This window comes from Vallicoccus soli (assembly GCF_003594885.1).
GTDB classification, from domain to species: domain Bacteria; phylum Actinomycetota; class Actinomycetes; order Motilibacterales; family Motilibacteraceae; genus Vallicoccus; species Vallicoccus soli.
The window spans coordinates 70,306-93,773 of record NZ_QZEZ01000001.1 but is presented as its reverse complement, the minus strand read 5'-3'; the positions used below and the strand labels follow the sequence as shown (position 1 = coordinate 93,773).

Genomic DNA, 23,468 nt, shown 5'->3' with positions numbered 1-23,468 from the left:
GGCACCGGGCCGGGCGGGCCCATCCTCGCGGGCGCGGCCCCGGGCGGGGCGGCGCGGGCCCGTACGGGCGTGGTGCGGGGCCGCCCGCCTAGGTGCGCGGGGCCGGGCCGGTGCCGTCACGGCCGCCGTCCGCGGCCGCGTCCCCGCCCTGGTCCCCGCCCTGGTCCCCCTCGTCGCCACGGTCCCCGCCGTCACCCTCGCCGACCAGCCGCAGGTGCCGGCGGCGCGGGTCCGCGCGGACCTCACCGACCCGGGGACCGGCACCGCCCTCGCCCAGGGGGCCCAGGAGCTCGCGCAGGAAGCGCTCGGTGGCGGCGCGCACGTCCCCCGTCGCCCGGTGCGGGTCCGCTCCCCGCAGGCAGCGCAGGTCCACCACCCGCCCGCCGGGCCCGCGCGGGGCGTCGCCGCGAGCGGCCCCCTCGGGCGCCCCCGCCTCGCCCGGGACCCCGTCGTCCTCGTCGTCCGGCACAGCCGCGAGCGTGCGCCACGGCGACGCTCCCACGCAACCCGGGCACCCGCTGCGCCCCGAGGGCACCGGTCGCCGCCCGCGCCGGTCTCAGCGGCCGGCCGCGCCGGTCAGCCGCTCCTCCAGCTCGCCGGGAGGGACGGGCCGGCCCAGGTGGTAGCCCTGGACGAGGCGCGCCCCGAGCGAGCGCAGCTCGTCCAGGGCCGCCTCGTCCTCCACGCCCTCGAGCACGACCGCCCGCTCCAGCGAGCGCCCGAGCCCGAGGACCGCCGCGACCACCGCGCGGGCGGCCTCGCCCTGCGCCAGCGCCCCGACGAGCGAGCGGTCCACCTTGATGGTCGTGGCGGGGATGGCGACGAGGCGCCCGAGCGAGGAGTGGCCGGTGCCGAAGTCGTCGATCGCGAGCTCGCAGCCGCCCGCGCGCAGCTCGGCGGCGACGGCCGCGGCCGCGGCCGGGTCCTCGAGCAGCCCCGTCTCGGTGATCTCCAAGGTGAGCCGGTGCGGGCCCAGCCCCGCGGCCTCGAGCGCCGCGGACACCCGGCCGGCGAAGCCCTCCCCGAGCAGCTCCTGCGCCGACACGTTGACGAAGACCCGTCGCGGGGCCGCGTCGCCCAGCCGCGCGTCCCAGTCCGCGAGCTGGCGCAGGGCCGTCGGCAGCACCCAGGCGCCGAGCTCGCCGAGCAGGCCGCCCTGCTCGGCGTCGGGCAGGAAGGCCCCGGCGGGGAGCACCCCCTGCCCCGGGTGGCGCCAGCGCAGCAGCGCCTCGACCGCGTGCACCCGGGTGCGGGAGCCCGCGGGCGCGTCGAGGTCGACCACCGGCTGGTAGTGCAGCTCGAGACGCCCGTGCGGCGGCCCGGGGCGGCGCAGCGCGGCGACGAGCCGGTCCAGCGACGCGGCCTGCGCGCGGTCGGCGGCGTAGCTGGACGCGTCGAACACCCGGTAGCGCCCGCGCCCGGACTGCTTGGCCTGGTACATCGCGACGTCCGCCCGGGCGACGAGCGCGTCGGGCGTCTGCTGCGGCTCGCCGGCGAGGGCCACCCCGATGCTGGCCGAGGGCTGGATCACGTACCCGTCGGGGGCGTACGGCTGCGCGATCCGCTCGAGCACGCGCTGGGCGATGCCGTGGACGACGTCGGCGTCCTCGAGGTCCTCCATGAGCACGACGAACTCGTCGCCGCCGAGGCGGGCGACGACGTCGGTGGGCCGCAGCGCCGCCCGGACCCGCTCGACGCAGGTGCGCAGCAGCCGGTCCCCCGCCTCGTGGCCGTACGTGTCGTTGACGTACTTGAGCCCGTCGAGGTCGAGGAACATGACGGCCACCCGCCCGGGCACCCGGGCGGAGCGGGAGAGCGCGTGCTCGAGCTGCTCCAGGAAGACCCACCGCACCGGCAGGCCGGTGAGCGGGTCGTGCATCGCGCGGTGCGCCAGCTGCTCCTGGGCCAGCCGGGCCGCGTCGCGGTCCGCCGTCACGACGAGGTACGACGTCGCGAGGTTGGCGAGCATGAGCGCGGCCTGCAGCTCCTGCTCGTCGAGCCGCCGCCGGCTGCCGCGGTAGAGGTCCATGACCCCCCAGCGGCGGCCGCGGGCGCGCAGGGGGATCGCGCAGACCGCGCGCAGGCCCAGCGCCTCCGCCTCGGCCATGTAGCGCGGCCACGCGCCCTCGACGGGCAGGTCCGCGATGTTGACGACCCGCCCGTCGCGGTGCGCGTCGTGGCACGGCCCGTCCTGCACCACCTCCTGCACGCGCTCGAGCTGCGCCACCGACCCGTGCCGGCTGCCCGTCGCGTGGACGAAGCGCAGCAGCTCGCCCTCCGCGGGGACCATGACGCCCGCGCCGTCCACGTCGAGGACCTCGACGACGCCGACCGCGAGCTGGCGCACGATGTCCTGCACGTCGAACTCGCCCGTCACGGTGGCGGCGAACTCGCCGAGGACGCGGGTGAGGGCGGCCTGGTCGACCGCGGGGCGCCCGCTCATGCGCGCTGCGGGCCGTCGGGGGCCCTGCGGGGGGTCGGCATGGGCCACCTCGCTCCGTCGGCGGGCACGTCGCAGCGCGACCCGCCTCGCGGCGGACGGCCGGCGGTCTCGACCCGCCGCGCAGCATAGGGCCCGTCGCGTGCACGCCCGCCGGCCGGTCGGCGCGGCGACCGCTCCAGGGCGGCCCTCCAGTGGAGCGTGCCGCTCGCGTCCCTCCCGCGGCGGCTCAGGGGGTGCTGGCGCCCGCGCTCGCCCGCCGGTGCGGGCTGCCGCCGTGCCACTGCAGGCACAGCGCCGTGGCGTCGTCGACCAGGGCCGCGCCCTCGACCGCGTCCTGCACCGCCTGGGTGAGGACCTGCATGAGCTGGCGCGGGTGGTCGTCCCGGTGCTGCAGCAGCAGCGCGGGCAGGTCCACCTGGCGCGCGTTGCGCTCGAGCATCCCGTCGGTGAGCAGGACGAGGCGGTCACCCGGCTCGAGCCGGAAGCGCTGCACCCGGTAGGGGACGTCCGGCGCCACCCCGAGCGGGAGGTCGGCCTCGAGCGGCACCGCCCGCACCCCGTCGCCGCGCACGAGCAGCGGCGGCGGATGACCGGCGTCGACGGCCTCGACGTGGCCCGACGCCAGGTCCACGCTCAGCAGCAGCCCGGTGACGAAGCCCGCCCCGCCGTAGTGCTCGTCGATGACCCTGCTCGTCCCCCCGGCCATGGCCTGCAGGTCCGACGAGGCGCGCCGCCCGTTGCGCAGGCTGCCGACGGCGAGGGTGGCCATGAGGGCGGCGTCGACGTCGTGGCCCATCGCGTCGGTCATCGACAGGTAGAGCCGGTCGGCGTCCAGCGCGTAGTCGAACGTGTCGCCGCCGACCGTGCTCGCCGGCTCCAGCCAGGCGGCCAGGGTGAACTGGCCCGCCTCGCAGGTGAAGGCCTCCGGCAGCAGCCGCCGCTGGATCTCCGCCGCGAGCGACACGGGGCGGCTGCGCCGGCCCCACTCGTACAGGTCGGTGTGGCGGCGCTCGCTGGTCACCACGTACGCGAGGGCGTGGGCGGCGGCGGCCACGGCCGCGACCGCCCCCCCGTCCGGCCGGGCCGGCAGGACCAGCTCGAGCACGCCCATCGCGTCCCCCCGCGCCGTCACCGGCGCCAGCACCCGGGCGCCGTCCGCCTCCTCGAGGACCTGCACCTCCTGGTCGACGACGGTCCGCCGGTACGGCAGCCCCTCGTCGTCGAGGGGCACCTGGTCGGCCCCCTGCTGGGCCCCCTGCGAGCCCGACCGGCCCAGCCGCACGAGCGACCGCCCCGCGAAGTCGGTGATGAGGAAGCTGACCTCGCGGGCCCCGACCTGCTCACCCAGCTGCGCGGCGAAGACCTCCACCGCCGCCACCGGGGACGCCGCCTCGACCGGGGCGAGGTACGTCGCGAGGCGCTCGCCGTCGTCCGCAGGCATCCGCACAGCCTAGGGACGGCCGGGAGCCCTGCGGGTGCCCCCTCGCGTCCGGGCGCGGCGCGGGACGCCCGGGCGCATCACGCCCCGAGGCGCGCCAGCCGCTCGAGCAGCGCCACGTTCCGCGGCACCGTCAGGACCGAGTCGAAGTAGGCGCCGTTGGACTCCTCGACGGACAGCGCCGCGACGCGCCCCGCGGCGACGGCGGGGACGCCGGCCAGCTCCGGCCGCTCGACCACCCGCGCCAGGGCGGGGTCGCCGTCCTCGAAGGCCAGGACCGCGACGAGGTCCGCCCCCTCCAGCGCGTCGCCCAGCAGCTCCGCGGAGACCTGCTCCACGGCCTCGCCGGGCGTGCGCGACGCGGGGAACGGCGCGAGGCCCAGCGCCGGGGCCAGCTTGCCCACCGGGCTGGCGGCGTTGAGGAGGAAGTCCTCGCCGCTGGCGAACGACACGACCATGGCCAGCCGCGCCCCCCGGTACGGGGACAGCCGACCCCGGGCCGACCGGGCGACCGCCTCCGTGCGGGACACGAGGCGCCCGCCGTCCTCGGGCCGTCCCACCGCGTCGGCCACCTGGCGCACGCTGCGGCGCCAGTCGATGAACGAGGTCGTCACGGTCGGCGCGAGGGCGGACAGCCGCTCGAACATGCCGTCCGCGTCGAACCCGTCCTGCACGAGCAGCAGGTCGGGGCGCCAGGCGGCCAGCTGCTCGAGGTCCACCTCACCGCTCGACAGGTCGTACGTCGGCACCTGCCCGCCGACCTGCCCGAGGCCCTCCTGCGTCCACGGCTGCAGCGGGTCCGTCCGCTGGCCGAACCCCACCGGGCGGACCCCCAGCGCGAGCAGCGACGCCAGCTCGGCCCCGTCGGTGACGGCCACCACCCGCCGCGGGGCGGCCGGGACCTCGGTCGCGCCGCGCTCGTGCTCGACGGTGCGTGGGAACGCACCGCCCGCCGCCCGGCCGCCCGTCGTGCGCCGCCCCGCCTGCTCCTGGGAGCACGCGCCCACGAGGAGGGCCGCGCCCGCGGCGAGGACGGTCCGGCGGGGCAGCGAGCTCGGCACGCGAGCACCCTAGGAGGTGAGGCTGCCCTTACTCAAGCCTCGACAGGCGCCTCGCGCTCGTCGCGCCGGCCCGCAGCAGGACCCCGGAGACGACGCTGCGGGCCCTCCCCGGAGGGAGGACCCGCAGGTCAGCTGTCTCAACCCAGCGCGCGCCCGAAGGGACTCGAACCCCTAACCTTCTGATCCGTAGTCAGATGCTCTATCCGTTGAGCTACGGGCGCAGGTGACGCGGTCGCCCGCGGCACGGTGCAGAAGCATACAGGCACTCGGCGCCGGCCCCGCACCTCGCCCGCGTGGCCGTCGCCACAGCGCGCGTTGCGTCGTGACAACGACGACAACCTGCAACGGCCGGGGCGCTGCTGCAAGACGGCGGCAACGTGTGGCCCGCGTCACGGCGCAGCCCCTGTCCGGCCCCGCCCCACGGCCCTACGGTCCTCGGCACCCCGTGAGCCGGGGACCGTCGGAGCCCGCCACGAGCGGGCGGTGGGGAGGGACCGCATGACCGCTGGGACCACGACCGGGCAGGGGGCGGCGGGGCCGCCCGCGGTGGAGGGGCCGACCCGGCACGAGGGGCTGCTGGCCTGGGTGCGCGAGGTGGCCGCGCTGACGACCCCGGACCGCGTCGTGTGGTGCGACGGCTCGGACGAGGAGCACGCGCGGCTCACCGACACCCTCGTCGCGGCCGGCACCTTCACCCCGCTCCCGGCCCGGCCGGGCTCGTTCCACTGCGCGTCCGACCCCTCCGACGTCGCGCGGGTGGAGGACCGGACGTTCATCTGCTCGCGCGACCCGCGCGACGCCGGCCCGACCAACCACTGGGTCGACCCCGCCGAGATGCGCCGGACCATGACCGACCTCTACCGCGGCTGCATGCGCGGGCGGACCATGTACGTCGTCCCGTTCTGCATGGGCCCGCTCGACGCCGACCGGCCGCTGTTCGGCGTCGAGGTGACCGACTCGGCGTACGTCGCCTGCTCGATGCGGATCATGACCCGGACCGGGACGCGGGTGCTGGAGCGGATGGGGACCGACGCGCCGTACGTGCCCTGCCTGCACTCCGTCGGCGCCCCGCTCGAGCCCGGCCAGGCCGACGTGCCGTGGCCGTGCAGCCCGACGAAGTACATCAGCCACTTCCCCGAGGACCGGACCGTCTGGTCGTACGGGTCCGGCTACGGCGGCAACGCCCTGCTGGGCAAGAAGTGCTACGCGCTGCGGATCGCCAGCGCCATGGCGCGCGACGAGGGCTGGCTCGCCGAGCACATGCTCGTCCTCAAGCTGACGAGCCCGCAGGGCGTCGCCCGGTACGTCGCCGCCGCCTTCCCCAGCGCCTGCGGCAAGACGAACCTCGCGATGCTCGAGCCGGCGCTGCCCGGGTGGCGGGTGGAGACCCTCGGCGACGACATCGCCTGGATGCGCTTCGACGAGGAGGGCCGGCTGCGCGCCCTCAACCCGGAGAACGGCTTCTTCGGCGTCGCCCCCGGCACCGGCTGGGCCACGAACGCCAACGCCATGCGCACCCTGGAGCGCGGGGGCGCGGTCTTCACCAACGTCGCCCGCACGGACGACGGCGACGTGTGGTGGGAGGGCATGACCGACGAGCCGCCCGCCCACTTGACCGACTGGCGCGGCCGGGACTGGACACCCGCGTCCGCCGAGCCGTCGTCGCACCCGAACGCCCGCTTCTGCACCCCCGCCGCGCACTGCCCGACCATGGCGCCGGAGTGGGAGGACCCCCGCGGCGTCCCGGTCGACGCGATCCTCTTCGGCGGCCGGCGGCGCACCACGGTGCCGCTCGTCGTCGAGTCCCGCGACTGGGTGCACGGCGTCTTCCTCGGCGCGACCCTCTCCTCGGAGACGACCGCCGCCGCGACCGGCGAGGTCGGCGTCGTGCGCCGCGACCCGATGGCGATGCTGCCGTTCCTCGGGTACGACGCCGGCGACTACCTCGACCACTGGCTCGAGGTCGGCAAGGCGCACGACGCCGCGCGGCTGCCGCGCATCTTCCACGTCAACTGGTTCCGCCGCGGCGAGGACGGGTGCTTCCTGTGGCCGGGCTTCGGCGAGAACGCCCGCGTCCTCGCCTGGGTCGCCGACCGCCTCGACGGCGCCGTGGGGGCGGTCGAGACGCCCGTCGGGCGGGTGCCCCGCCCCGGGGACCTCGACCTGCGCGGCCTGGACCTGCCGCGGGAGGACCTCGAGGCGGCCCTCGCCGTCGACCCCGACGAGTGGCGCGCGGAGCTGCCCGGGATCGCGGCGTGGTTCGAACGGCTGGGGCCGAGCGTCCCGGCGGCCCTGCGGGCCGAGCTCGACGGGCTCGCCGCCCGGCTCGGTACGCCTCCCCCAGGGACCGGGACTGCATGATCGCGACCGGAGGGCTGCATGATCGCCGCCGGGCGGCTGCATGATCGCGGCCGGGGCGTGACGAGGGGCCCGGTCGCCAGTGGCGGCCGGGCCCCTCGGTGTCGGCGGAGGCGGGGGGATTTGAACCCCCGATGGGCGGTTAGCCCAAACCGCATTAGCAGTGCGGCGCCATAGACCGGACTAGGCGACGCCTCCAGGAGACGTCGGCAGGGTACCGCCCGGCCCGGAGTGCTCGCAAAGCCGTCAGAGGCCGTACGCCTCGAGGAGCCGCAGCCACGCCTCGCTCACCGTCGGGTAGCTGGGCACGGCGTGCCAGAGCCGCTCCAGCGGCACCTCCCCGACGACGGCGACCGTGGCCGAGTGCAGCAGCTCCGCGGTCCCGCGCCCGGCGAAGGTCGCGCCGACGACGACCCGGCGGTCCTCGTCGACGACGAGCTTGGCCCGGCCCGCGTCGTCGTCGCCGAGCAGCGACGCGCCGGACACCCCGTTGAGGTCGACCTCGACGCAGCGGACCCGCAGCCCCGCCTCGCGGGCGGCGGCCTCGGTGCGCCCGACCGTGCCGACCTGCGGGTCGGCGAAGACGACCGACGGGCAGGCGCCGGCGTCGGCGGTCGCCGTCCAGCGCGCCCACCGGTCGTCCGGGGACGCCTGCTCGCCCCGCGACCGGGCCACGACGGCGTCGGCGCAGCAGCGGGCCTGGTACTTGCCCATGTGGGTGAGGAGGTTGCGCCCGTTGCAGTCCCCGGCGGCGTAGAGCCAGGGCACGCCGGCGACCCGCAGGGTGTCGTCGACGTCGAGGTACGACCCCGGCTCCAGCCCCACGGCGTCGAGGCCGACGTCGGCGGTGGCGGGCCGCCGGCCCGTCGCGACGAGCAGCGCGTCGCCCGTGACCTCCGCACCGTCCTCGAGCACGACCGTCGTCGGGCCGTCGCCGTCGCGGCGCACCGCGGCCGGCGAGGCGCCGAGGCGCACGTCGACGCCCCCGTCGCGCAGCCGCTGCGCCACCAGCTCCCCCGCGAACGGCTCGAGGCCCGGCAAGAGCCGGTCGCCGCGGTTGAGCAGGGTCACGCGGGCGCCGAGCCGGGACCACGCCGTGGACATCTCGCAGCCCACGACCCCGCCGCCGACCACCACGAGGTGCTCGGGCACCTGCTCCGCGCTCGTGGCCTCGCGGCTCGTCCACGGCCGGGCCTCGCGCAGCCCGGGCACCGGCGGCACCGCGGCGACCGAGCCGGTGGCGAGCACGACGGCGTGCCGGGCCCGCAGCTCCAGGGGCTGCGAGCCCTCGTACGCGCCCTCGACGACGACCCGCCGCTCGCCCGCCAGCCGCCCGTGCCCCCGCACCACCGCGATGCCGGCGCCCTCGGCCCAGGCGACCTGCCCGTCGTCCCTCCAGTGCGAGGTGAACGCGTCGCGGCGGTCGAGCACCGCGCGCACGTCCACCCGGCCGGTCACCGCGGCCGCGGCCCCGGGCAGCGCGGCCGCCTCGGCGAGCACCTCGGTGTCGCGCAGCAGCGCCTTGCTGGGCATGCACGCCCAGTACGAGCACTCGCCGCCGAGGAGCTCGTGCTCCACGAGCACCGCGGTGAGCCCCCCCTCCACGGCCCGCGAGGCCACGTTCTCCCCGGTCGGCCCGCCGCCGACCACCACCACGTCGTACTCGCGCCCCTGCGCCGTGTCCGTCACGGCCGCAGGCTCCCGCGGCGCGCGGCGGGAGCACAAGCGGTCCGGGCGGGGGCGCGGGGCGCGGCGCGGTCCGGCACACTGGCCCGACCCCGCGCGGCAGCGTCGTCGGCGGAGCCCCGCCCCCTCCCCTCCTGGAGGCCACCGTGCTCGCCCGCCTGCGCGTCAGCGTCCCCGACCGCCCCGGCAGCCTGGGGCTGCTCACGAGCGCGGTCGGCGGCGCGTCCGGCGACATCGTGCGCCTCGAGGTGCTGGAGAGCGGCTCCGGCCGGGCCCTGGACGACCTCTTCGTCGAGGTCCGCGACGGCGCCCACCTCGACCGCGTGGCCGAGCGGGTCGCCGCCGTGCGCGGGGTCAGCGTGGAGGGCCTGCAGCGCACGGCGCCGCCGGTGAGCGGGCACGCCGAACTCGAGCTGGCCGCCGCCGTCGTGGCGCGCCCCGAGGACGCGCTGCGCACCGCGGTCGACATGCTGCCCGGCAGCGTCGGCGCCGACTGGGCGGCGCTGCTGCGGTGGGGCACCGACGGCGCCGCGGTGGCCGTGCTCGGCGCCAGCACCGGGTGCCCCGGCCTCGCGGCGGACGACGTCACCGGGGCGCTGCGCCTGCGCCCCCTCACCGGGCCGTGGGGGGAGGGCGCCCTGCTGCCGGTCGAGGCCGGCGCGCTGGGCCTGCTCGTCGTGCGCACCGGCGGGCCCGCCTTCCACCGCTCCGAGCTGTGGCGGCTCGGGCAGCTCGGCGAGGTCGTGGGCTCCGCGGCGCGCCTGCGCGGCGCGCCGGTCGCCTAGCGCGCGCCCCGGACCGGGCCGCGCCGGGCCGCGTGGCAGGGTGACGGCATGACCGCCCCGAGCCCCGCGAGCGGCCCGGGCGGCGAGCCCGGGCCGCTGACGCTCGCGGTCGACAGCGGCGGCACCGGCATCAAGGCCTGCGTGCTCGACGCGCAGGGCGCGATGGTCTCGCAGCGCCTGCGCGTGCTGACGCCGTACCCGTGCCCTCCCGAGGTGTACGTCGCCACGGTCCTCTCGCTCGCCGAGGAGCTGCAGGGCGCTGACCGGGCCTCGGTCGGCATGCCCGGCCTCGTGCGCCACGGCGTGGTGCACGCGACACCGCACTACGTGACCGAGTCCGGCCCGTTCAGCCCCCGCCGCCCCGACCTCGTCGAGGCCTGGGCGCGCTTCGACGCGCAGGCGGCGCTCGCCGAGGCGCTCGGGGTGCCCGCCCGCGTCGTCAACGACGCCGAGATGGCCGGGCTCGCGGTCATCGAGGGCCGCGGGTACGAGGTCGTGCTCACCCTCGGCACCGGGCTGGGGTTCGCCCAGTTCGACGGCGGGGTGCTGCTGCCCAAGCTCGAGCTGTCGCAGCACCTGTCGCAGCGGCGGGCGACGTACGACGAGCGGCTCGGCAACCGCGCCCGGCGCCGGGTCGGCGACGAGCGCTGGTCGCGGCGGGTCGCCGCCGCCGTGGAGGCGCTGTGGCCCGTCCTGTGGTGGGACCACCTGCACCTCGGCGGGGGCAACGCGCGACGGCTGCGCCCCCACCAGGTGCAGCGGATGCGCGCGCACGGACCGGTGAACGTCGTGCACAACAACGCCGGCCTGCACGGCGGGGTGCGCCTGTGGTCGCTGCCGGACCCGGCGGCCGGCCGCGATCTTCGCGGGCCGACCCCGGGTTAGGCTGCCGCCCTCGGGGCAACTCACGACCCAGCGCGGCCGACCGGCCGCGGAAGGAGTCGTGATGAGCACATCCCAGACGTACGGCACGGGCCAGGGCGGGGGGTCGCAGGGCACCGGCAGCGCCGTCAAGGACACGGCGAAGGAGCACGCCAGCCAGGTCGGGCAGAGCGCCGGCCAGGCGGCGTCGCAGGTGGCTGACACGTCGAAGCAGCAGGTCGCCGAGGTCGCCCAGGAGGCCAAGGCCCAGGCGCGCGACCTCGCCGGCGAGCTCAAGACCCAGGTGACGAGCCAGGCGGGCGCCCAGCGCGACCGCGCCGTCACCTCGCTGCACTCGCTGAGCGACGAGCTCGAGCAGATGGCGCGGGGCGAGGGCAGCGGCGAGGGGACCCTCGCCGAGGTCGCGCGCCAGGCCGCGGAGCGCCTGCGCACCGTCGCGAGCCGGATCGAGGGGCGCGAGCCCGCGGACCTGCTCGACGACCTGCGCTCGTACGCCGCCCGCCGGCCGATGGCGTTCCTCGCCGGGGCGGCCGTGGCCGGCCTCGTCGCCGGGCGCATCACCCGCGGCGCGAAGGACGCGCACTCGTCCTCCGGCGGCCAGCAGCGGCCCGCGCTGCCGGCCGGGCAGAGCGCGTACGCCGACACCCCCGGCTACGCCACCCCGGGCTACGGCACCGGCACCGGCTTCGCCACCACCGCGGGCGCGGCGGGCGACGCCGCCCCGTACGGCGGCACCGGCGCCCCGCCGCTCGGCACCACGACGACGGGGCACGACGCCCTCGGCGAGCGCAACCCGACCACCGGCCCGCTCGCCACCGGGGACGACGTCCTCGACCTGGACGCGCCGACCCGCACCCGCGGGGACGCGGGAGGGGGCGCGCTGTGAGCGGTGCGCACTCCGTGGGGAGCGGTGCCGGCACCGGCACCGACCGCCCCGTCGTGCAGCAGGACGCCCGCCCGCAGGTCGTCGGCGAGGCGTACACCGAGGACGGGCACCCCGACGTCGAGGGGCGCTCGGTCGGCGAGCTCGTCGGCGAGCTGACGAGCGACCTCTCCCGGCTCATGCGCCAGGAGGTGGAGCTGGCCAAGGCCGAGGTCCGCCAGGAGGCGACCAAGGCCGGCAAGGCCGCCGGCATGTTCGGCGGCGCGGGCGTGGCCGGCTACTTCGCCGTGCTGTTCCTGTCCCTGACGATCATGTGGGCGATCGCGGAGCTGACCGACCTCACCTGGCTCGGCGCCCTCGTGGTGACCCTCCTGTGGGCCATCGCCGGCGCGGTCCTGTACTCGCGGGCCAAGAAGCAGATGGCGCTGGTCAACCCCAAGCCCGAGCAGACGATCGAGACCCTGAAGGAGGACGCGGAATGGGCACGGACCCGGAGCAGCTGAGGCGCGAGATCGAGGACACGCGCCGGGAGCTGACGTACGACGTCGACGCGCTGAACGAGAAGGTGAACCCGGGTCGCGTCGTCGAGCGGCGGGTCACCCGGACCAGGACCGCGGCGACCGGCCTCAAGGACCGGATCATGGGCTCCGCCCACGACAAGGTCTCGGTCGTGCAGGACCGGATGCACTCCTCGTCCGACGGCCCGGGCGTGGGCGACCGCCTCGCCTCGGCCCGCGACCACGCGGCCGGCACCGGTCAGGACGTCGCGCACCAGGCGCGCGCCAAGGCCGAGGGCAACCCCCTCGCCGCCGGGCTCATCGCCTTCGGCGTCGGCTGGCTCGTGTCGAGCCTGCTGCCGGCGAGCGAGAAGGAGCAGCAGGCGGCGTCGCGGCTCACCGAGGCCGCGAAGAGCGCGGCCGAGCCGCTCAAGGAGCAGGCGCAGCAGGTCGCCAACCAGATCAAGGACGACATGCAGCCGGCCGCGCAGCAGGCCGTGGCGTCGGTCAAGGACACCGCCACGCAGGCCGCGCAGACGGTCAAGGAGGAGGGCACCTCCGCCGCGCAGGGCGTGAAGGGCGACGCCCAGGAGCACGCGCAGCAGGCGCGCCAGGACGTGCAGCAGCGCTGACGCTCCCCCGTACGGGGGACGGGGCCGGGCCGGGGACGACGTCCCCCGCCCGGCCCCGTACTGTTCGTGGCGCAATGACCACTCTGCGATGACCTACCGGGATGGCGAGGATGGACGGGAACGGTCGACCCGTACGGCGCGCGGCCCGCGAGGCCGCCCTCGCCGCCGGCGCCGCGGGCGCCGCCGTCGCCGCGGGCCTGTGGCGCGCCCGGGTCCGGCGGATGGCCGTCGCGCTGTCCGAGAGCGTCGAGGAGCGGCTCGCCTTCCGCGAGGAGCTGCAGCACCAGGCGCTGCACGACCCCCTCACCGGGCTCGGCAACCGCGCGCTGCTGCTCGACCGGCTCGACCACGCCCTCGCCCGGCTCGACCGGCACCCCGGGACGATCGGGCTCATCTACACCGACCTGGACAACTTCAAGGACGTCAACGACTCCTTCGGCCACGGCGTGGGCGACCAGCTGCTCGTCGAGGTGTCCACCCGGCTGCGCGAGGCCATCCGGCCCGAGGACACGCTCGCCCGCCTCGGCGGCGACGAGTTCGTCGTGCTCTGCGAGGACCTGCCCGACGCCGCCACCGCCGAGAAGGTCGCGGGGCGCGTCGCGCAGGCCCTGGCCCGCCCGTTCGTCCTCGGTCGCCGCGAGCTCTACTCCTCCGGCAGCGTCGGCGTCGCCACCTCCGAGAAGCCGGTGCCGGGGCAGGACCTGCTGCGCGACGCCGACGCCGCCATGTACGCCGCGAAGCGCGCCGGGCGCGCCGCCGTCAAGGTGTTCGACGAGCGGATGCGCGCGCGGGCGCTGGAGCGGATGCAGCTGCAGACCGCGCTGCACCGGGCCATCCCGCGCGGCGAGCTGCGCGTGCACTACCAGCCGCTGGTGGACCTCGCGAGCGGGCAGGTGCGCGCCGTGGAGGCGCTCGTGCGCTGGGCGCACCCCGACGGGCAGCTGCTCGGGCCCGGCGCGTTCCTGCCGGCCGCGGAGGAGGCCGGGCTGCTCGCCGACCTCGACGCCTGGGTGCTCGCCGAGGCGTGCCGGCAGGCCGCCGCCTGGGGGCGCGACCTCGGTGACGCCGGCCCCGCGGTCTGGGTGAACGTCTCCGGGCGCCTGCTGGCGGACTCCCGGCTCGTCGACGTCGTCGCCCGCACGCTCGAGGGCAGCGGGCTCGCGCCCGACCGCCTGGGGCTCGAGCTGACCGAGGGCGTCCTCATGCGCGACATCCCCACGACCGCCGAGGCCCTCGAGCGCCTGCGGGCCCTCGGGGTGCGCCTCGTCGTGGACGACTTCGGCACCGGCTACTCCTCGCTCGCCTACCTGCGGCGCTTCCCGGTCGACGCGGTCAAGGTCGACCGCTCCTTCGTCGTCGGCCTGGACACCGACCCGGACAACCAGGCCATCGTGCGCGCGGTCGCCGACCTCGCCGCCGCGCTGGGGCTCGAGGCCGTCGTCGAGGGCCTGGAGACCGCCTCGGAGCTGCAGGCCGTCGCCGACCTCGACTTCCGCATCGGCCAGGGCTACTTCCTCGGCCGGCCGGTGCCCCCGGAGCGCGTCCTCGTGGCCATCACCGGCGGCGTGGACCTGCGGCGCGAGGAGATCGTCCTGCCCTGACGGGCGCGGTCCCCTACGGGACCGGCGTGACCTCGGCCCGCGCGACGTACGGGCGGTGCAGCAGCTCCTCGCGCAGCCGCGCCACGTCCTGCACGAGGCCGGCGGCGGGGCCCTCGGGGTCGACCCGGACGTCGACGACGACGAGCAGGCGCCGCGGACCGATCCACACGGCGCTGAGCGCCGGGACCTCGCGGACCCAGCCGTGCGCGCCGACCACGCGGCGCAGGTCGTCCACGAGGGGCTGCGGGGCGGAGGTGTCCACGAGCAGGGCCTGGTTGCGCCGCACGAGCACGAAGGCGACGGCCACGAGCAGCAGGCCGATGAGGATGCTCGCGAGGCCGTCCCAGACCGCGTCGCCGGTGGCGGCGTGCAGGAGCAGCGCCGACAGGGCGAGCGCGATGCCGACGAGCGCCGCGGAGTCCTCGAGGTAGACCGTGGTCGCCGCGGGGTCGGAGGACACCTGCATGAAGCGCCGGCGCGACATCCGCCGCCGGGCGGCGTCGCCGCTCAGCTCGCGCCGGGCCGTGCGCCACGACCAGCCCTCGAGGGCCGCCGAGAGGACCAGCACGGCGACGCCCGGCCACACCGAGCCGAGCGGCTCGGGCTCGCGGAGGGCGCGCACGCCCTCGTACACCGAGGCGACCCCGCCCACGACGAAGATGCCGACGGCGGCGAGCAGCGACCAGAAGTAGCGCTCCTGCCCCCAGCCGAAGGGGTGCTCGGGGTCCACCCGGCGCTCGCTGCGGCGCAGGCCCACGAAGAGCAGCACCTCGTTGGCCGTGTCCGCCACCGAGTGCAGCGTCTCGGCGAGCAGCGCCGCCGAGCCGGTGAGCACGGCCGCCACGCCCTTGGCCACCGCGATGAGCCCGTTCGCGGCCGTCGCCACGAGGACCGTCCTGGTCGTGCCGCCCGTCTCCGCCACGGGCGACCGACTACCCCCGGGGCTGGCGGCGCAGTCCCCGCGGCAGGGCGCGCTCCGCGACCGTGGCGAGCATCGGGCCGCGCGGGGCGGTCCGCATGAGCGCGAGGTCCTCCCACGGGGACGTCGCGCCGTCGAGGAAGCGCACGACCCGCTCGGCCGGGTGCCGGGCGAAGAGGTCGGCGAGGAAGGCCGCGCCCTCGACCCGCCCCGTCACCAGGGCGCGCAGGAGCAGGGAGTCCATGGCCAGGTGCCGTCGGCGGTACGCTCGCGGCGGCACCGGCGGGCGCCCGGCGACGAGGGCGCCGGCCACGGCCTCGGCCTGGCGCAGCGCGGCGGCGAACGTGTAGCCCGTCGAGGGCCGCGTCGCCCCGCCCGCGGTGCCGAGGCGCACCGTGCGCGGCCCGACGACCCGCGGCAGCGGCTCGTCGGTCATGGGCACGACGCCCTGCTCCACCGCGACCACGTCGAACGGCGGCAGGCCCGCCGTGGCCGCGTACGCCCGCAGGGCCGCGTCGTAGCCGGCGCCGTCCAGCGGCGCCGCGGAGAACCCGGTGTACTCGACCAGCGCCTCGCGCGGCGACGTCGGCAGGACGTAGCCGAAGGCCACCTCGCCCGGCGGCTGCGGCGGGCGGAAGTCCATGAGCACGGCGGCCGCCGGGTCGAAGGCGTCCTCGCGGGTGCGCACGAACCAGCCGCGGAAGTGCTGCAGCAGCCGGGTGCGCCCGGGCGGCACCTCGGGGGGCAGGCGCGGCGGGCGGGTGTCGACGACCCACCGGGCCCGCACCCGCACCGGCCGGCCCTCGGCGTCGTGCCCGCGCACCACCGCGCGCGGCTCGTCCGGGGAGTCCCGCAGCCCGGTCACCGTCACCGCGAGCCGCCGGGCACCGGCGGCGGCCAGCCGCGCGCCCACCGCCCGCGCGTGGTCGCCGCTGCGCACGAGGACGTACGGCACGGGCAGGTCGAGCCGCTGCCGGGCGCCGCCGGGCCCGACGACGTCGGCGTGCGGCCACACCGCGCCGACCGACCCGGCGAGCGCCGGGGAGGCCGGGTCCTGCCAGGAGCACCAGGTGCGCTCCGGGCTGCGCAGGTCCGCCCGGGGCGTCTCGAGCAGCGCGACCCGCTCGCCCGCGCCGCGGCGGGCCAGGGCGTCGGCCAGCGCGAGCCCCGCGGCGCCGGCCCCCACCACGGCGACGTCCGCGGTCAGGTCGGTGGTGTCGGGCTCGGCGCGGACGGCGGGGCGGGTGGGCACGGCCCCAGCATCGGGCATGCTGCGCCGCGTGGGCGGGGCGGTGGGACCGAGGAGCGCGCACGAGCCGAGCGCGTACGCCGAGCGGGTGCTCGAGGTGGTCGCGCAGGTGCCGGCCGGGCGCGTGATGACCTACGGCGACGTGCGCGAGTGGCTCGGCGAGTCCAGCCCGCGGGCGGTCGGGGTGGTGCTCGCGCACCACGGGCACGACGTGCCGTGGTGGCGGGTCGTGCTCGCCGACGGCCGGCCCGCGCCGGTCGGGCGCGAGCGCGCCCTGGCCCGGCTCGCCGCCGAGGGGGTGCCGGTCGAGGACGGGCGGGTCGACCTCGCCGCGGCGCGGTGGGACGGCCGCCCGCCCGCCTGAGGGTGCCCCCGAGGCGGCCCGGGACGGCGGTGCCCGCGCCGCTCAGGCGCCCTCAGGCGGCTCCGGGAGGCCGGCCAGGCGCGCACCGAGGCGGACCTGCGCGTCGAAGAGGGCGTCGCGGGTCGCCTCGGACAGCCAGTCGAAGTGCCCGTACGCGTCGAGGGTCACCGCGCCCTGCAGCAGCGACCACAGGTGCAGCATCGCCTGGTAGCTGTCGGCCGGCAGCGGGTCGTCGTACCAGCCCTCCTGGGTCGCGCACATCTCCTGCGCGACCGGCTCCGCCACCCCGGTGAGCAGCGGCGGCCCGAGCCGCCCCGCGGCGGCGGCGGAGGTCATGAGCCCGTGCAGGTTGCGCACCGCCCGCTTCGCGGCCTCGGTGAGCGGGCCCTCCTCCGGCGCGTGGTAGCCCGGGACGGGCAGGCCGAACATCAGCGCGAACCGCTGGGGCTCGCGCCGGGCCCAGTCGCGGTAGGCGCGGCCCACGACGAGCAGGCGGGACCCGAGGTCGTCCTCCGGCACCTGCGCCGCGGCCCCGGCCAGCGCGTCGGCCAGGTCGCCGTACGCGTCGGTGAGCAGCGCGGTGAGCAGCGCGTCGCGGTCGGCGAAGTAGCGGTAGAGCGCCGGGGCGGTCATCCCCATGGCGCGCGCCACGTCGGCGAACGGGACGTCGGTGGTGCCGCGCTCGCGCACGAGGCGCAGCGCGGTCTGCTTGATCTCGTCCACCGTCGCCGCCCGGGCGCGCTCGCGCCTCGTCGGCACGTATCCCGGGGCGCCTCCCGCGGCTCCCTCCGCCATGCGGCCTCCTCGTCGTGCGAATGGTCGTCACCGACGTTAACACCCTTGACAGCGTGACGGCCCTGCGCTTTCGTGAAGGCGCTTCACGGATCAGAGTCCTCGTCACCTCGCTGACGTCTCGTCATGGAAGGACCCGGCATGCCCCGCCTGCCCGGACCGCGCACCGCTCCGCCCGACCCGTCCCCCTCGCCCCCCTCGCCCCCCTCGCCCGGCGCGCCCGGCCCGTCCGGCCTGCCCGACCTCGGCGGCCTCGGCCCGCTCGGCCGCCTCGGCCGGCTCGCCCACCGCCGCCGCGGCCGGGTGGTGCTGCTGTGGGTCGCCGCCCTGGTCGGCGCCCTCGTGCTGTCGGTGACGGCGTCCGGCGAGTTCGAGGCCGACTACTCGGTGCCGGGCTCGGACAGCCGCCAGGCGCAGGACCTGCTCCAGCAGCGGTTCCCCGCCGCCAGCGGCGACACGGTCGACGTCGTGGTGCGCTCCGAGGGCCCGGTGACGGCGCCGGAGGTGCGCGCGGACGTCGCCGCCCTGCTCGCCGAGCTCGGCGGCGCCCCCCACGTGGCGGCGGTCGAGGACCCGTACGCGCAGCCGGGCTCGGTCAGCGCCGACGGGCGCACGGCGCTGGGGCACCTGCGCCTCGACGTCGTCAACCCCGTCGACGTGCCGGTCGAGGACGCCGAGGAGATGCTCGCGATCGCCGAGGCCGCGGAGCGCCCGGGCCTCGAGGTCGCCCTCGGCGGCCAGGTGGTCGCGCAGGCGCAGCAGGGCGAGGTCGGCTCGGAGGCGATCGGCCTGGCCGCCGCGACCGTGGTGCTGCTGCTCGTCTTCGGGTCGGTCGTCGCCGCGGGCCTGCCGCTGCTCGTCGCGCTCGGCGGCCTCGCGGTCAGCGGGCTGCTGACCGGGGTCGTCGCCGGGCTCGTCGCCGTGCCGGACTGGTCGACGTCGCTCGCGACGATGATGGGCATCGGGATCGGCATCGACTACGCGCTGCTCATGGTCACCCGCTACCGCGAGTGGCGCGAGGCCGGTCTGGGCTCGGAGGAGGCCGCGGGGGCGACGCTCGACACCGCGGGCCGCGCGGTCGTCGTCGCCGGCACCACGGTCGTCGTGAGCATGCTCGGCCTCTTCGCGATGGGCCTGACCTACATGCGCGGCGCGGCGCTCGTGACCATCCTCGCCGTGCTCGTCGTGCTGGCCGCGTCCGTCACGCTGTTCCCGGCCCTGCTCGGCTACCTCGGCCGGCACGTCGACCGGCTGCGCCTGCCCCTGCCCCGGCGCGCCCGGGCCCGCGCCGCCGGGCACGCCCCGTCGCCGCGCTGGACGGCGTGGAGCCGCACCGTGCAGCGGCACCGCGTGCTCGCCGCGGTCGCGGGCGTCGCAGCGCTGCTCGTGCTCGCCGCTCCCGCGCTCGGGCTGCGCTTCGGCTTCCCCGACGCCGGCAACGACCCGGTGGGCACCTCCACCCGCACCGCGTACGACCTCGTCGCCGACGGCTTCGGCCCGGGCGCGAACGGCCCGCTGCTGCTCGCCGCCGAGCTCGGGCGGCCCGGCGACACCGCGGCCCTGGACCCGCTGCGCGCGGCGCTGGCCGCGACCCCGGGCGTCGCGTCGGTGACCCCGGCGCAGCCCAACCCGGCCGGCGACACCGCCGTCCTCACCGTCGTCCCGACGAGCGGCCCGCAGTCCTCGGCCACCGAGGACCTCGTCCACCGCCTGCGCGACGACGTCGTCCCCGCGGCCACCGCCGGCACCGGCGCGCTCGTGCACGTCGGCGGCGTCACCGCCTCCGCGGTCGACTCCAACGAGGACGTCGCCTCGCGGCTGCCGCTGCTCATCGGCGGCGTGGTGGCCCTGTCGGTGCTGCTGCTCGTCGCCGCGTTCCGCTCGGTCGTCGTCGCGCTCACCGCGGCCGTGATGAACCTGCTGTCCATCGCCGCGGCGTACGGGGTGGTGGCGCTCGTCCTGCAGGGCGGCTGGGCCGGGCAGCTCGTCGGGATCGACGGCGAGACGCCGCTGCCGGCGTTCATCCCGGTGCTCATGTTCGCGGTGCTCTTCGGGCTCTCGATGGACTACGAGGTCTTCCTCGTGGCCCGGATGCGCGAGGCGTGGGTCCGCACGGGCGACAACGCCGGCTCCGTCCTCGCCGGCCTGGCCGGCACCGCGCGCGTCATCACCGCCGCGGCCGCGATCATGGTCGTCGTCTTCGGCGCGTTCGTGCCGAGCCCCGCGGTGTTCCTCAAGGTCATCGGCATCGGCCTGGCCGCGGCGATCCTCGTCGACGCCACGGTGGTGCGCCTGCTCCTCGTCCCCGCCGCGATGCACCTGCTGGGCCGGGCGAACTGGTGGATGCCCCGCTGGCTCGACCGCGCCGTGCCCGCGCTGCACGTCGAGGGGCGGCTCGAGGTCCCGGAGCCGGCGCCCGCGCCGGCCCCGCGGCCGGAGGGCGCGCCGCAGCCCGCCTGACCCGCGCTCCCGCGGCCCGGTCCTCGCCACGGGGGCCGGGCCGCGGCGCGCTCAGCGGCGGCGGGCGCCGAGGGCCAGGGCGGCGACGCCGGCGGCGGCGGCCGCGACCCGGCCCTTGCGCACGTTGAGCTCCCACTGCGGGGAGCGGGCGTGGGCGACGTCGTCGAAGGTGCCGTGCGCGCCGTGGTCCTCGCCGTCGGGCCCGTCCGCCGGCCACCAGAGGTTGCCCTCCCGCGACGGGTCGTTCGGCCGGTCGTCCTGCTGGCTCGCGTAGCCGGTGCGGGCGAGGTAGCGGTCCAGCAGCCCCGACGCGACCCTGTCGGCGAGGATCGTCCCCACGGTGCTGGCGCCGAGCCAGTACTCGCGCCGCCGGGGGTGGTCCGCGGCGTGCAGCACCGCGCGCGCGGCCACCTCGGGCTGGTAGATCGGCGGCACCGGCTGCGCGTGCCGCGGGAGCCGGTTGCGCAGCCAGTCGAACTGCGGGGTGTTGACGGCCGGCAGCTGCACCATCGTCAGCCGGACCCGGCTGCCCTCGTGCAGGAGCTCGCAGCGCACCGACTCGGTGAAGCCCTGGATGGCGTGCTTCGCACCGCAGTACGCGCTCTGCAGCGGGATCCCCCGGTAGGCCAGCGCCGAGCCGACCTGCACGACGACGCCCCGGTCCCGCGGCACCATGAGGTCCAGCGCGGCGCGGGTGCCGTTGACGAACCCGAGGTACGTCACCGCCGTCGTCCGCTCGAACTCGTCGGGGGCGATGCGGCGGAACGGCGCGAAGACCGAGGAGAACGCGCCGTTGACCCACACGTCGACCGGCCCGAGCGCGCGCTCCGCGCGCTCCGCGGCCTCGCGCACCGCCTCCGCGTCGGCCACGTCCACCGGCAGCTCGAGCGCCTCGCCCCCACGGGCCCGCACGTCGCGCGCGGCCGCGGCCAGCCCGGTCTCACCCCGCGCGAGCAGCGCGACCGCCGCCCCGCGCTCGGCGTACGCCCGGGCGACCGCCCGGCCCACCCCCGCGCTCGCCCCGGTGACCACCACGACCTGCCGCTCCTGCGCCACGTGCGTCCCCTTCCCCCGCGCCCGGCGCTCCCCGGCCGTCGCCGGCGCCGTACCCCGCCCCCTGCCCGCGCCGGCGGGTGCGGGAACCGCGGTCGTGGACCGGCCGTCGGTGGGTACGCAGGTCCCCATGGCGCACCCCCCGACCGCGCCGAGCCGCGCGCAGCGGCTCGACGCCCTGCCCTTCACCCCGGCCCACCGCCGGCTCGTCGTCGGCTCCGGCGTCGGCTGGGCCCTGGACGCGATGGACGTCGGGCTCATCAGCTTCGTCATGGCGGCGCTCGCCGTGCAGTGGGACCTGTCCGCGGGCGAGCTGTCGTGGATCGGCTCGGTCGGCTTCGTCGGCATGGCGCTGGGCGCGAGCCTCGGCGGGCTGCTCGCCGACCGGGTCGGCCGCCGTCAGGTCTTCGCCCTCACCCTGCTCGTGTACGGCGTCGCCACCGGCGCCGCCGCCCTGTCCTGGTCGGTCGCGTCGCTGCTCGTCTTCCGCTTCCTCATCGGCGTCGGGCTCGGCGCGGAGCTGCCCGTGGCCTCCACCCTCGTCAGCGAGTACGCCCCCGCCCGCATCCGCGGGCGCGTCGTCGTGCTGCTCGAGGCGTTCTGGGCGGTCGGCTGGGTCCTCGCCGCCGTCATCGGGTACGTGGTCGTCCCCCAGGGCGACGACGGGTGGCGCTGGGCGTTCGTGCTCGGCGCGGCGCCCGCGGCGTACGCGGTCGTGGTCCGCCGCGGCCTGCCCGAGTCGGTGCGGTTCCTCGAGCGGCGCGGCCGCGACGCCGAGGCCGAGGAGGCGGTGCGCCGCTTCGAGCGCGCCGCCGGCGTCCCCGCCCCGGACGGGCCGCCGCCCGCGCCGCACCCGGACGCGCCCGCACCGGGGCCGGCGGCGCTGTGGGCGCCCGGCCGGCGCCGGCGCACCGCGGCGCTGTGGGCGGTGTGGTTCGGCATCAACTTCTCGTACTACGGCGCCTTCATCTGGCTGCCGACGCTGCTCGTCGCCTCGGGGCTCGACCTCGTCCGGTCGTTCGGCTACACCCTCGTCATCACCCTGGCCCAGCTCCCGGGGTACGCCGTCGCCGCCTGGCTCGTCGAGCGCTGGGGCCGGCGCCGCACCCTGTCGGCGTTCCTCGCCGGCTCGGCCGTCGCCGCGGCGCTCTTCGGCACCGCCGGGAGCACCACCACGGTGCTCGCCTGGGGGATGGCGCTGTCCTTCTTCAACCTCGGCGCCTGGGGGGCCCTGTACGCCGCCACCCCCGAGGTCTACCCGACCGCCCTGCGCGCGACCGGCGCCGGCTGGGCCGCCGGCTTCGGGCGCATCGCCTCGATCCTCGCCCCCCTCGCCGTCCCGCCGCTGCGCGACGCCGGCGGCAACGGCCTGGTGTTCGGCGTCTTCGCCGCGGCCTTCGCGCTCGCCGCCCTCGCCGCGTGGGGCCTGCCCGAGCTCACCGGCCGCACCCTGGAGGCCGAGCCGGAGCCCGACGCCGTACGGGCCGCCGGGTGACCCCCGAGGACGGGCTGCGGGCCCGCCTCGCGCAGGTCCGCGCCGACGTCGCCGCCCTCGAGGCGCAGCACGCCGGCATCGTCGCCGCCTCCGAGGCGTCCAACGCCGACGACGAGCACGACCCCGAGGGCGCCACCATCGCCTTCGAGCGCGCCCAGGTCGACCACCTGCTCCAGCAGGCCCTGCGCACCCGCGACGAGCTCGAGGGCGCCCTGCGCCGGGTGGCCGACGGCACGTACGGCACCTGCGCCTCCTGCGGCCGCCCCATCGCCCCCGCCCGCCTCGAGGCCCGCCCCGGCGCCACCCGCTGCATCGACTGCGCCCGCTGAGGGGTGTGTCCGCCGGGGCTGCCCGGATTGCGCACACGACGGGGGCACCGGGAGCGGCGTGTCCGCCGGGGCTGCCCGACTTGCGCACACGACGGTGCTCCCGGAGCGGCGTGTCCGCCGGAGCCGCCCGGATTGCGCACACGACGGTGCACCCGGAGCGGCGTGTCCGCCGCAACCGCCCGGATTGCGCACACGACGGTGCACCCGGAGCGGCGCGTCCGCCGCAACTGCCCGATTTGCGCACACGACGGGGCACCCGGAGCGGCGCGTCCGCCGCAGCTGCCCGGATTGCGCACACGACGGTGCTCCCGGAGCGGCGTGTCGGGGGCCTAGCCGCACGACACGCCGCGCATGCGTTGCGCAAACCGGACAGGGGCCCGGCGCCGGGCGCGTCCCCCGGGGGTGTACGCACACGACGGTGCCCGGCCGGCGGCGGGACCCGGGTGTGCGCACGCTGCGCGCACCCCGTGCCCGTCCTGCGCACGCGACGGTGCCCCCGGAGCGGCGTGTCGGCGGCCTGCGGGCGCGACGCGCCGCGCAT

The 23,468-nt window shown here is 77.7% G+C and carries 20 protein-coding genes and 2 tRNA genes; 11 read left to right on the top strand and 11 right to left on the bottom strand.

The features are described 5' to 3' along the window. Positions 1 to 88: 88 nt before the first annotated feature. The 5 genes from D5H78_RS00480 to D5H78_RS00460 all read right to left on the bottom strand — a co-directional run bounded on the left by D5H78_RS00480 (position 89) and on the right by D5H78_RS00460 (position 5,163). Positions 89 to 469, bottom strand: a complete 381-nt coding sequence (locus D5H78_RS00480) for a hypothetical protein (protein WP_119948450.1) — start codon at positions 467 to 469, stop codon at positions 89 to 91. A gap of 87 nt (positions 470 to 556) precedes the next feature. Beyond that, positions 557 to 2,443 carry a putative bifunctional diguanylate cyclase/phosphodiesterase gene (locus D5H78_RS00475; protein ID WP_119948449.1) on the bottom strand — a complete coding sequence of 629 codons (1,887 nt, stop codon included), beginning with the start codon at positions 2,441 to 2,443 and terminating at the stop codon, positions 557 to 559. Positions 2,444 to 2,669: 226 nt separating this feature from the next. After that, positions 2,670 to 3,884, bottom strand: coding sequence for a PP2C family protein-serine/threonine phosphatase (locus tag D5H78_RS00470; protein ID WP_119948448.1), 1,215 nt, complete (start codon positions 3,882 to 3,884; stop codon positions 2,670 to 2,672). Positions 3,885 to 3,961: 77 nt separating this feature from the next. Then, complete coding sequence (locus tag D5H78_RS00465; protein WP_119948447.1) at positions 3,962 to 4,942, bottom strand: ABC transporter substrate-binding protein; 981 nt, start codon at positions 4,940 to 4,942, stop codon at positions 3,962 to 3,964. A gap of 148 nt (positions 4,943 to 5,090) precedes the next feature. Next, positions 5,091 to 5,163, bottom strand: a tRNA-Arg gene (locus D5H78_RS00460). Between the two features lie 277 nt (positions 5,164 to 5,440). Here D5H78_RS00460 and D5H78_RS00455 point away from each other — a divergent pair. Beyond that, entirely contained in the window at positions 5,441 to 7,303 is a 1,863-nt protein-coding gene (locus tag D5H78_RS00455; RefSeq protein WP_119949231.1) for a phosphoenolpyruvate carboxykinase (GTP), read from the top strand. Positions 7,304 to 7,408: 105 nt separating this feature from the next. Here the strand turns inward: D5H78_RS00455 and D5H78_RS00450 are convergent. Both D5H78_RS00450 and D5H78_RS00445 read right to left on the bottom strand, forming a co-directional pair. Further along, positions 7,409 to 7,498: transfer RNA gene (locus D5H78_RS00450), tRNA-Ser, on the bottom strand. Between the two features lie 48 nt (positions 7,499 to 7,546). Further along, complete coding sequence (locus tag D5H78_RS00445; protein WP_218566071.1) at positions 7,547 to 8,989, bottom strand: dihydrolipoyl dehydrogenase family protein; 1,443 nt, start codon at positions 8,987 to 8,989, stop codon at positions 7,547 to 7,549. 143 nt (positions 8,990 to 9,132) lie between these two features. Here D5H78_RS00445 and D5H78_RS00440 point away from each other — a divergent pair, with 143 nt between their 5' ends. From D5H78_RS00440 to D5H78_RS00415, 6 genes are all read left to right on the top strand, one after another. Beyond that, positions 9,133 to 9,771, top strand: a complete 639-nt coding sequence (locus D5H78_RS00440; protein WP_119948446.1) for an ACT domain-containing protein — start codon at positions 9,133 to 9,135, stop codon at positions 9,769 to 9,771. A 48-nt stretch (positions 9,772 to 9,819) separates the two neighbouring features. Further along, positions 9,820 to 10,656, top strand: coding sequence for an ROK family protein (locus D5H78_RS00435; protein WP_119948445.1), 837 nt, complete (start codon positions 9,820 to 9,822; stop codon positions 10,654 to 10,656). 61 nt (positions 10,657 to 10,717) lie between these two features. Next, positions 10,718 to 11,539, top strand: a complete 822-nt coding sequence (locus tag D5H78_RS00430; protein ID WP_119948444.1) for a F0F1 ATP synthase subunit B family protein — start codon at positions 10,718 to 10,720, stop codon at positions 11,537 to 11,539. Further along, complete coding sequence (locus D5H78_RS19620; protein WP_218566070.1) at positions 11,536 to 12,039, top strand: phage holin family protein; 504 nt, start codon at positions 11,536 to 11,538, stop codon at positions 12,037 to 12,039. Before D5H78_RS00430 ends, D5H78_RS19620 begins: the two co-directional genes overlap by 4 nt. Continuing rightward, positions 12,015 to 12,665, top strand: coding sequence for a DUF3618 domain-containing protein (locus D5H78_RS00420; RefSeq protein WP_119948443.1), 651 nt, complete (start codon positions 12,015 to 12,017; stop codon positions 12,663 to 12,665). The genes D5H78_RS19620 and D5H78_RS00420 overlap by 25 nt, the downstream gene beginning before the upstream one ends. A 110-nt stretch (positions 12,666 to 12,775) precedes the next feature. Continuing rightward, the gene (locus tag D5H78_RS00415; protein ID WP_165865536.1) at positions 12,776 to 14,266 is read left to right on the top strand and encodes a putative bifunctional diguanylate cyclase/phosphodiesterase; all 1,491 of its coding nucleotides are present in this window, start codon (positions 12,776 to 12,778) and stop codon (positions 14,264 to 14,266) included. Between the two features lie 13 nt (positions 14,267 to 14,279). Here D5H78_RS00415 and D5H78_RS00410 read toward each other — a convergent pair whose 3' ends face one another. Together D5H78_RS00410 and D5H78_RS00405 are read right to left on the bottom strand one after the other, a co-directional pair. After that, positions 14,280 to 15,188 (bottom strand): cation diffusion facilitator family transporter, encoded by a 909-nt coding sequence (locus D5H78_RS00410; RefSeq protein ID WP_119948441.1) that lies wholly within the window; start codon positions 15,186 to 15,188, stop codon positions 14,280 to 14,282. A 10-nt stretch (positions 15,189 to 15,198) separates the two neighbouring features. Next, positions 15,199 to 16,437, bottom strand: a complete 1,239-nt coding sequence (locus tag D5H78_RS00405) for a lycopene cyclase family protein (protein ID WP_218566069.1) — start codon at positions 16,435 to 16,437, stop codon at positions 15,199 to 15,201. Positions 16,438 to 16,453: 16 nt separating this feature from the next. Between D5H78_RS00405 and D5H78_RS00400 the strand changes: the two genes are divergently transcribed. Next, the gene (locus D5H78_RS00400; RefSeq protein WP_119948439.1) at positions 16,454 to 16,798 is read left to right on the top strand and encodes an MGMT family protein; all 345 of its coding nucleotides are present in this window, start codon (positions 16,454 to 16,456) and stop codon (positions 16,796 to 16,798) included. Positions 16,799 to 16,840: 42 nt separating this feature from the next. Here D5H78_RS00400 and D5H78_RS00395 read toward each other — a convergent pair whose 3' ends face one another. Further along, complete coding sequence (locus D5H78_RS00395; RefSeq protein WP_165865535.1) at positions 16,841 to 17,557, bottom strand: TetR/AcrR family transcriptional regulator; 717 nt, start codon at positions 17,555 to 17,557, stop codon at positions 16,841 to 16,843. Positions 17,558 to 17,731: 174 nt separating this feature from the next. Here D5H78_RS00395 and D5H78_RS00390 point away from each other — a divergent pair, with 174 nt between their 5' ends. Then, the gene (locus tag D5H78_RS00390; protein WP_119948437.1) at positions 17,732 to 20,050 is read left to right on the top strand and encodes an MMPL family transporter; all 2,319 of its coding nucleotides are present in this window, start codon (positions 17,732 to 17,734) and stop codon (positions 20,048 to 20,050) included. 51 nt (positions 20,051 to 20,101) lie between these two features. Here the strand turns inward: D5H78_RS00390 and D5H78_RS00385 are convergent, their stop codons facing one another. Continuing rightward, a complete protein-coding gene (locus D5H78_RS00385) occupies positions 20,102 to 21,106 on the bottom strand; it encodes an SDR family oxidoreductase (RefSeq protein ID WP_218566068.1) in 1,005 nt (334 codons plus the stop codon). Between the two features lie 127 nt (positions 21,107 to 21,233). On the opposite strand from D5H78_RS00385, the gene D5H78_RS00380 reads away from it, so the two are divergent. Both D5H78_RS00380 and D5H78_RS00375 read left to right on the top strand, forming a co-directional pair. Beyond that, positions 21,234 to 22,598: an MFS transporter gene (locus D5H78_RS00380; RefSeq protein WP_119948436.1), complete on the top strand. Its 1,365-nt coding sequence runs from the start codon at positions 21,234 to 21,236 to the stop codon at positions 22,596 to 22,598. Further along, positions 22,595 to 22,927, top strand: a complete 333-nt coding sequence (locus tag D5H78_RS00375) for a TraR/DksA family transcriptional regulator (RefSeq protein ID WP_119948435.1) — start codon at positions 22,595 to 22,597, stop codon at positions 22,925 to 22,927. The genes D5H78_RS00380 and D5H78_RS00375 overlap by 4 nt, the downstream gene beginning before the upstream one ends. The last annotated feature ends 541 nt before the right edge of the window (positions 22,928 to 23,468 follow it).

Bases quoted from the DNA above. Each gene is read 5' to 3' on its own strand.
- D5H78_RS00415 (WP_165865536.1), top strand. From the start codon at position 12,776: ATGGACGGGAACGGTCGACCCGTACGGCGCGCGGCCCGCGAGGCCGCC.
- D5H78_RS00400 (WP_119948439.1), top strand. From the start codon at position 16,454: ATGCTGCGCCGCGTGGGCGGGGCGGTGGGACCGAGGAGCGCGCACGAG.
- D5H78_RS00470 (WP_119948448.1), bottom strand. From the start codon at position 3,884: ATGCCTGCGGACGACGGCGAGCGCCTCGCGACGTACCTCGCCCCGGTC.
- D5H78_RS00435 (WP_119948445.1), top strand. From the start codon at position 9,820: ATGACCGCCCCGAGCCCCGCGAGCGGCCCGGGCGGCGAGCCCGGGCCG.
- D5H78_RS00390 (WP_119948437.1), top strand. From the start codon at position 17,732: ATGCCCCGCCTGCCCGGACCGCGCACCGCTCCGCCCGACCCGTCCCCC.
- D5H78_RS00420 (WP_119948443.1), top strand. From the start codon at position 12,015: ATGGGCACGGACCCGGAGCAGCTGAGGCGCGAGATCGAGGACACGCGC.
- D5H78_RS00455 (WP_119949231.1), top strand. From the start codon at position 5,441: ATGACCGCTGGGACCACGACCGGGCAGGGGGCGGCGGGGCCGCCCGCG.
- D5H78_RS00430 (WP_119948444.1), top strand. From the start codon at position 10,718: ATGAGCACATCCCAGACGTACGGCACGGGCCAGGGCGGGGGGTCGCAG.
- D5H78_RS00475 (WP_119948449.1), bottom strand. From the start codon at position 2,443: ATGAGCGGGCGCCCCGCGGTCGACCAGGCCGCCCTCACCCGCGTCCTC.
- D5H78_RS00380 (WP_119948436.1), top strand. From the start codon at position 21,234: ATGGCGCACCCCCCGACCGCGCCGAGCCGCGCGCAGCGGCTCGACGCC.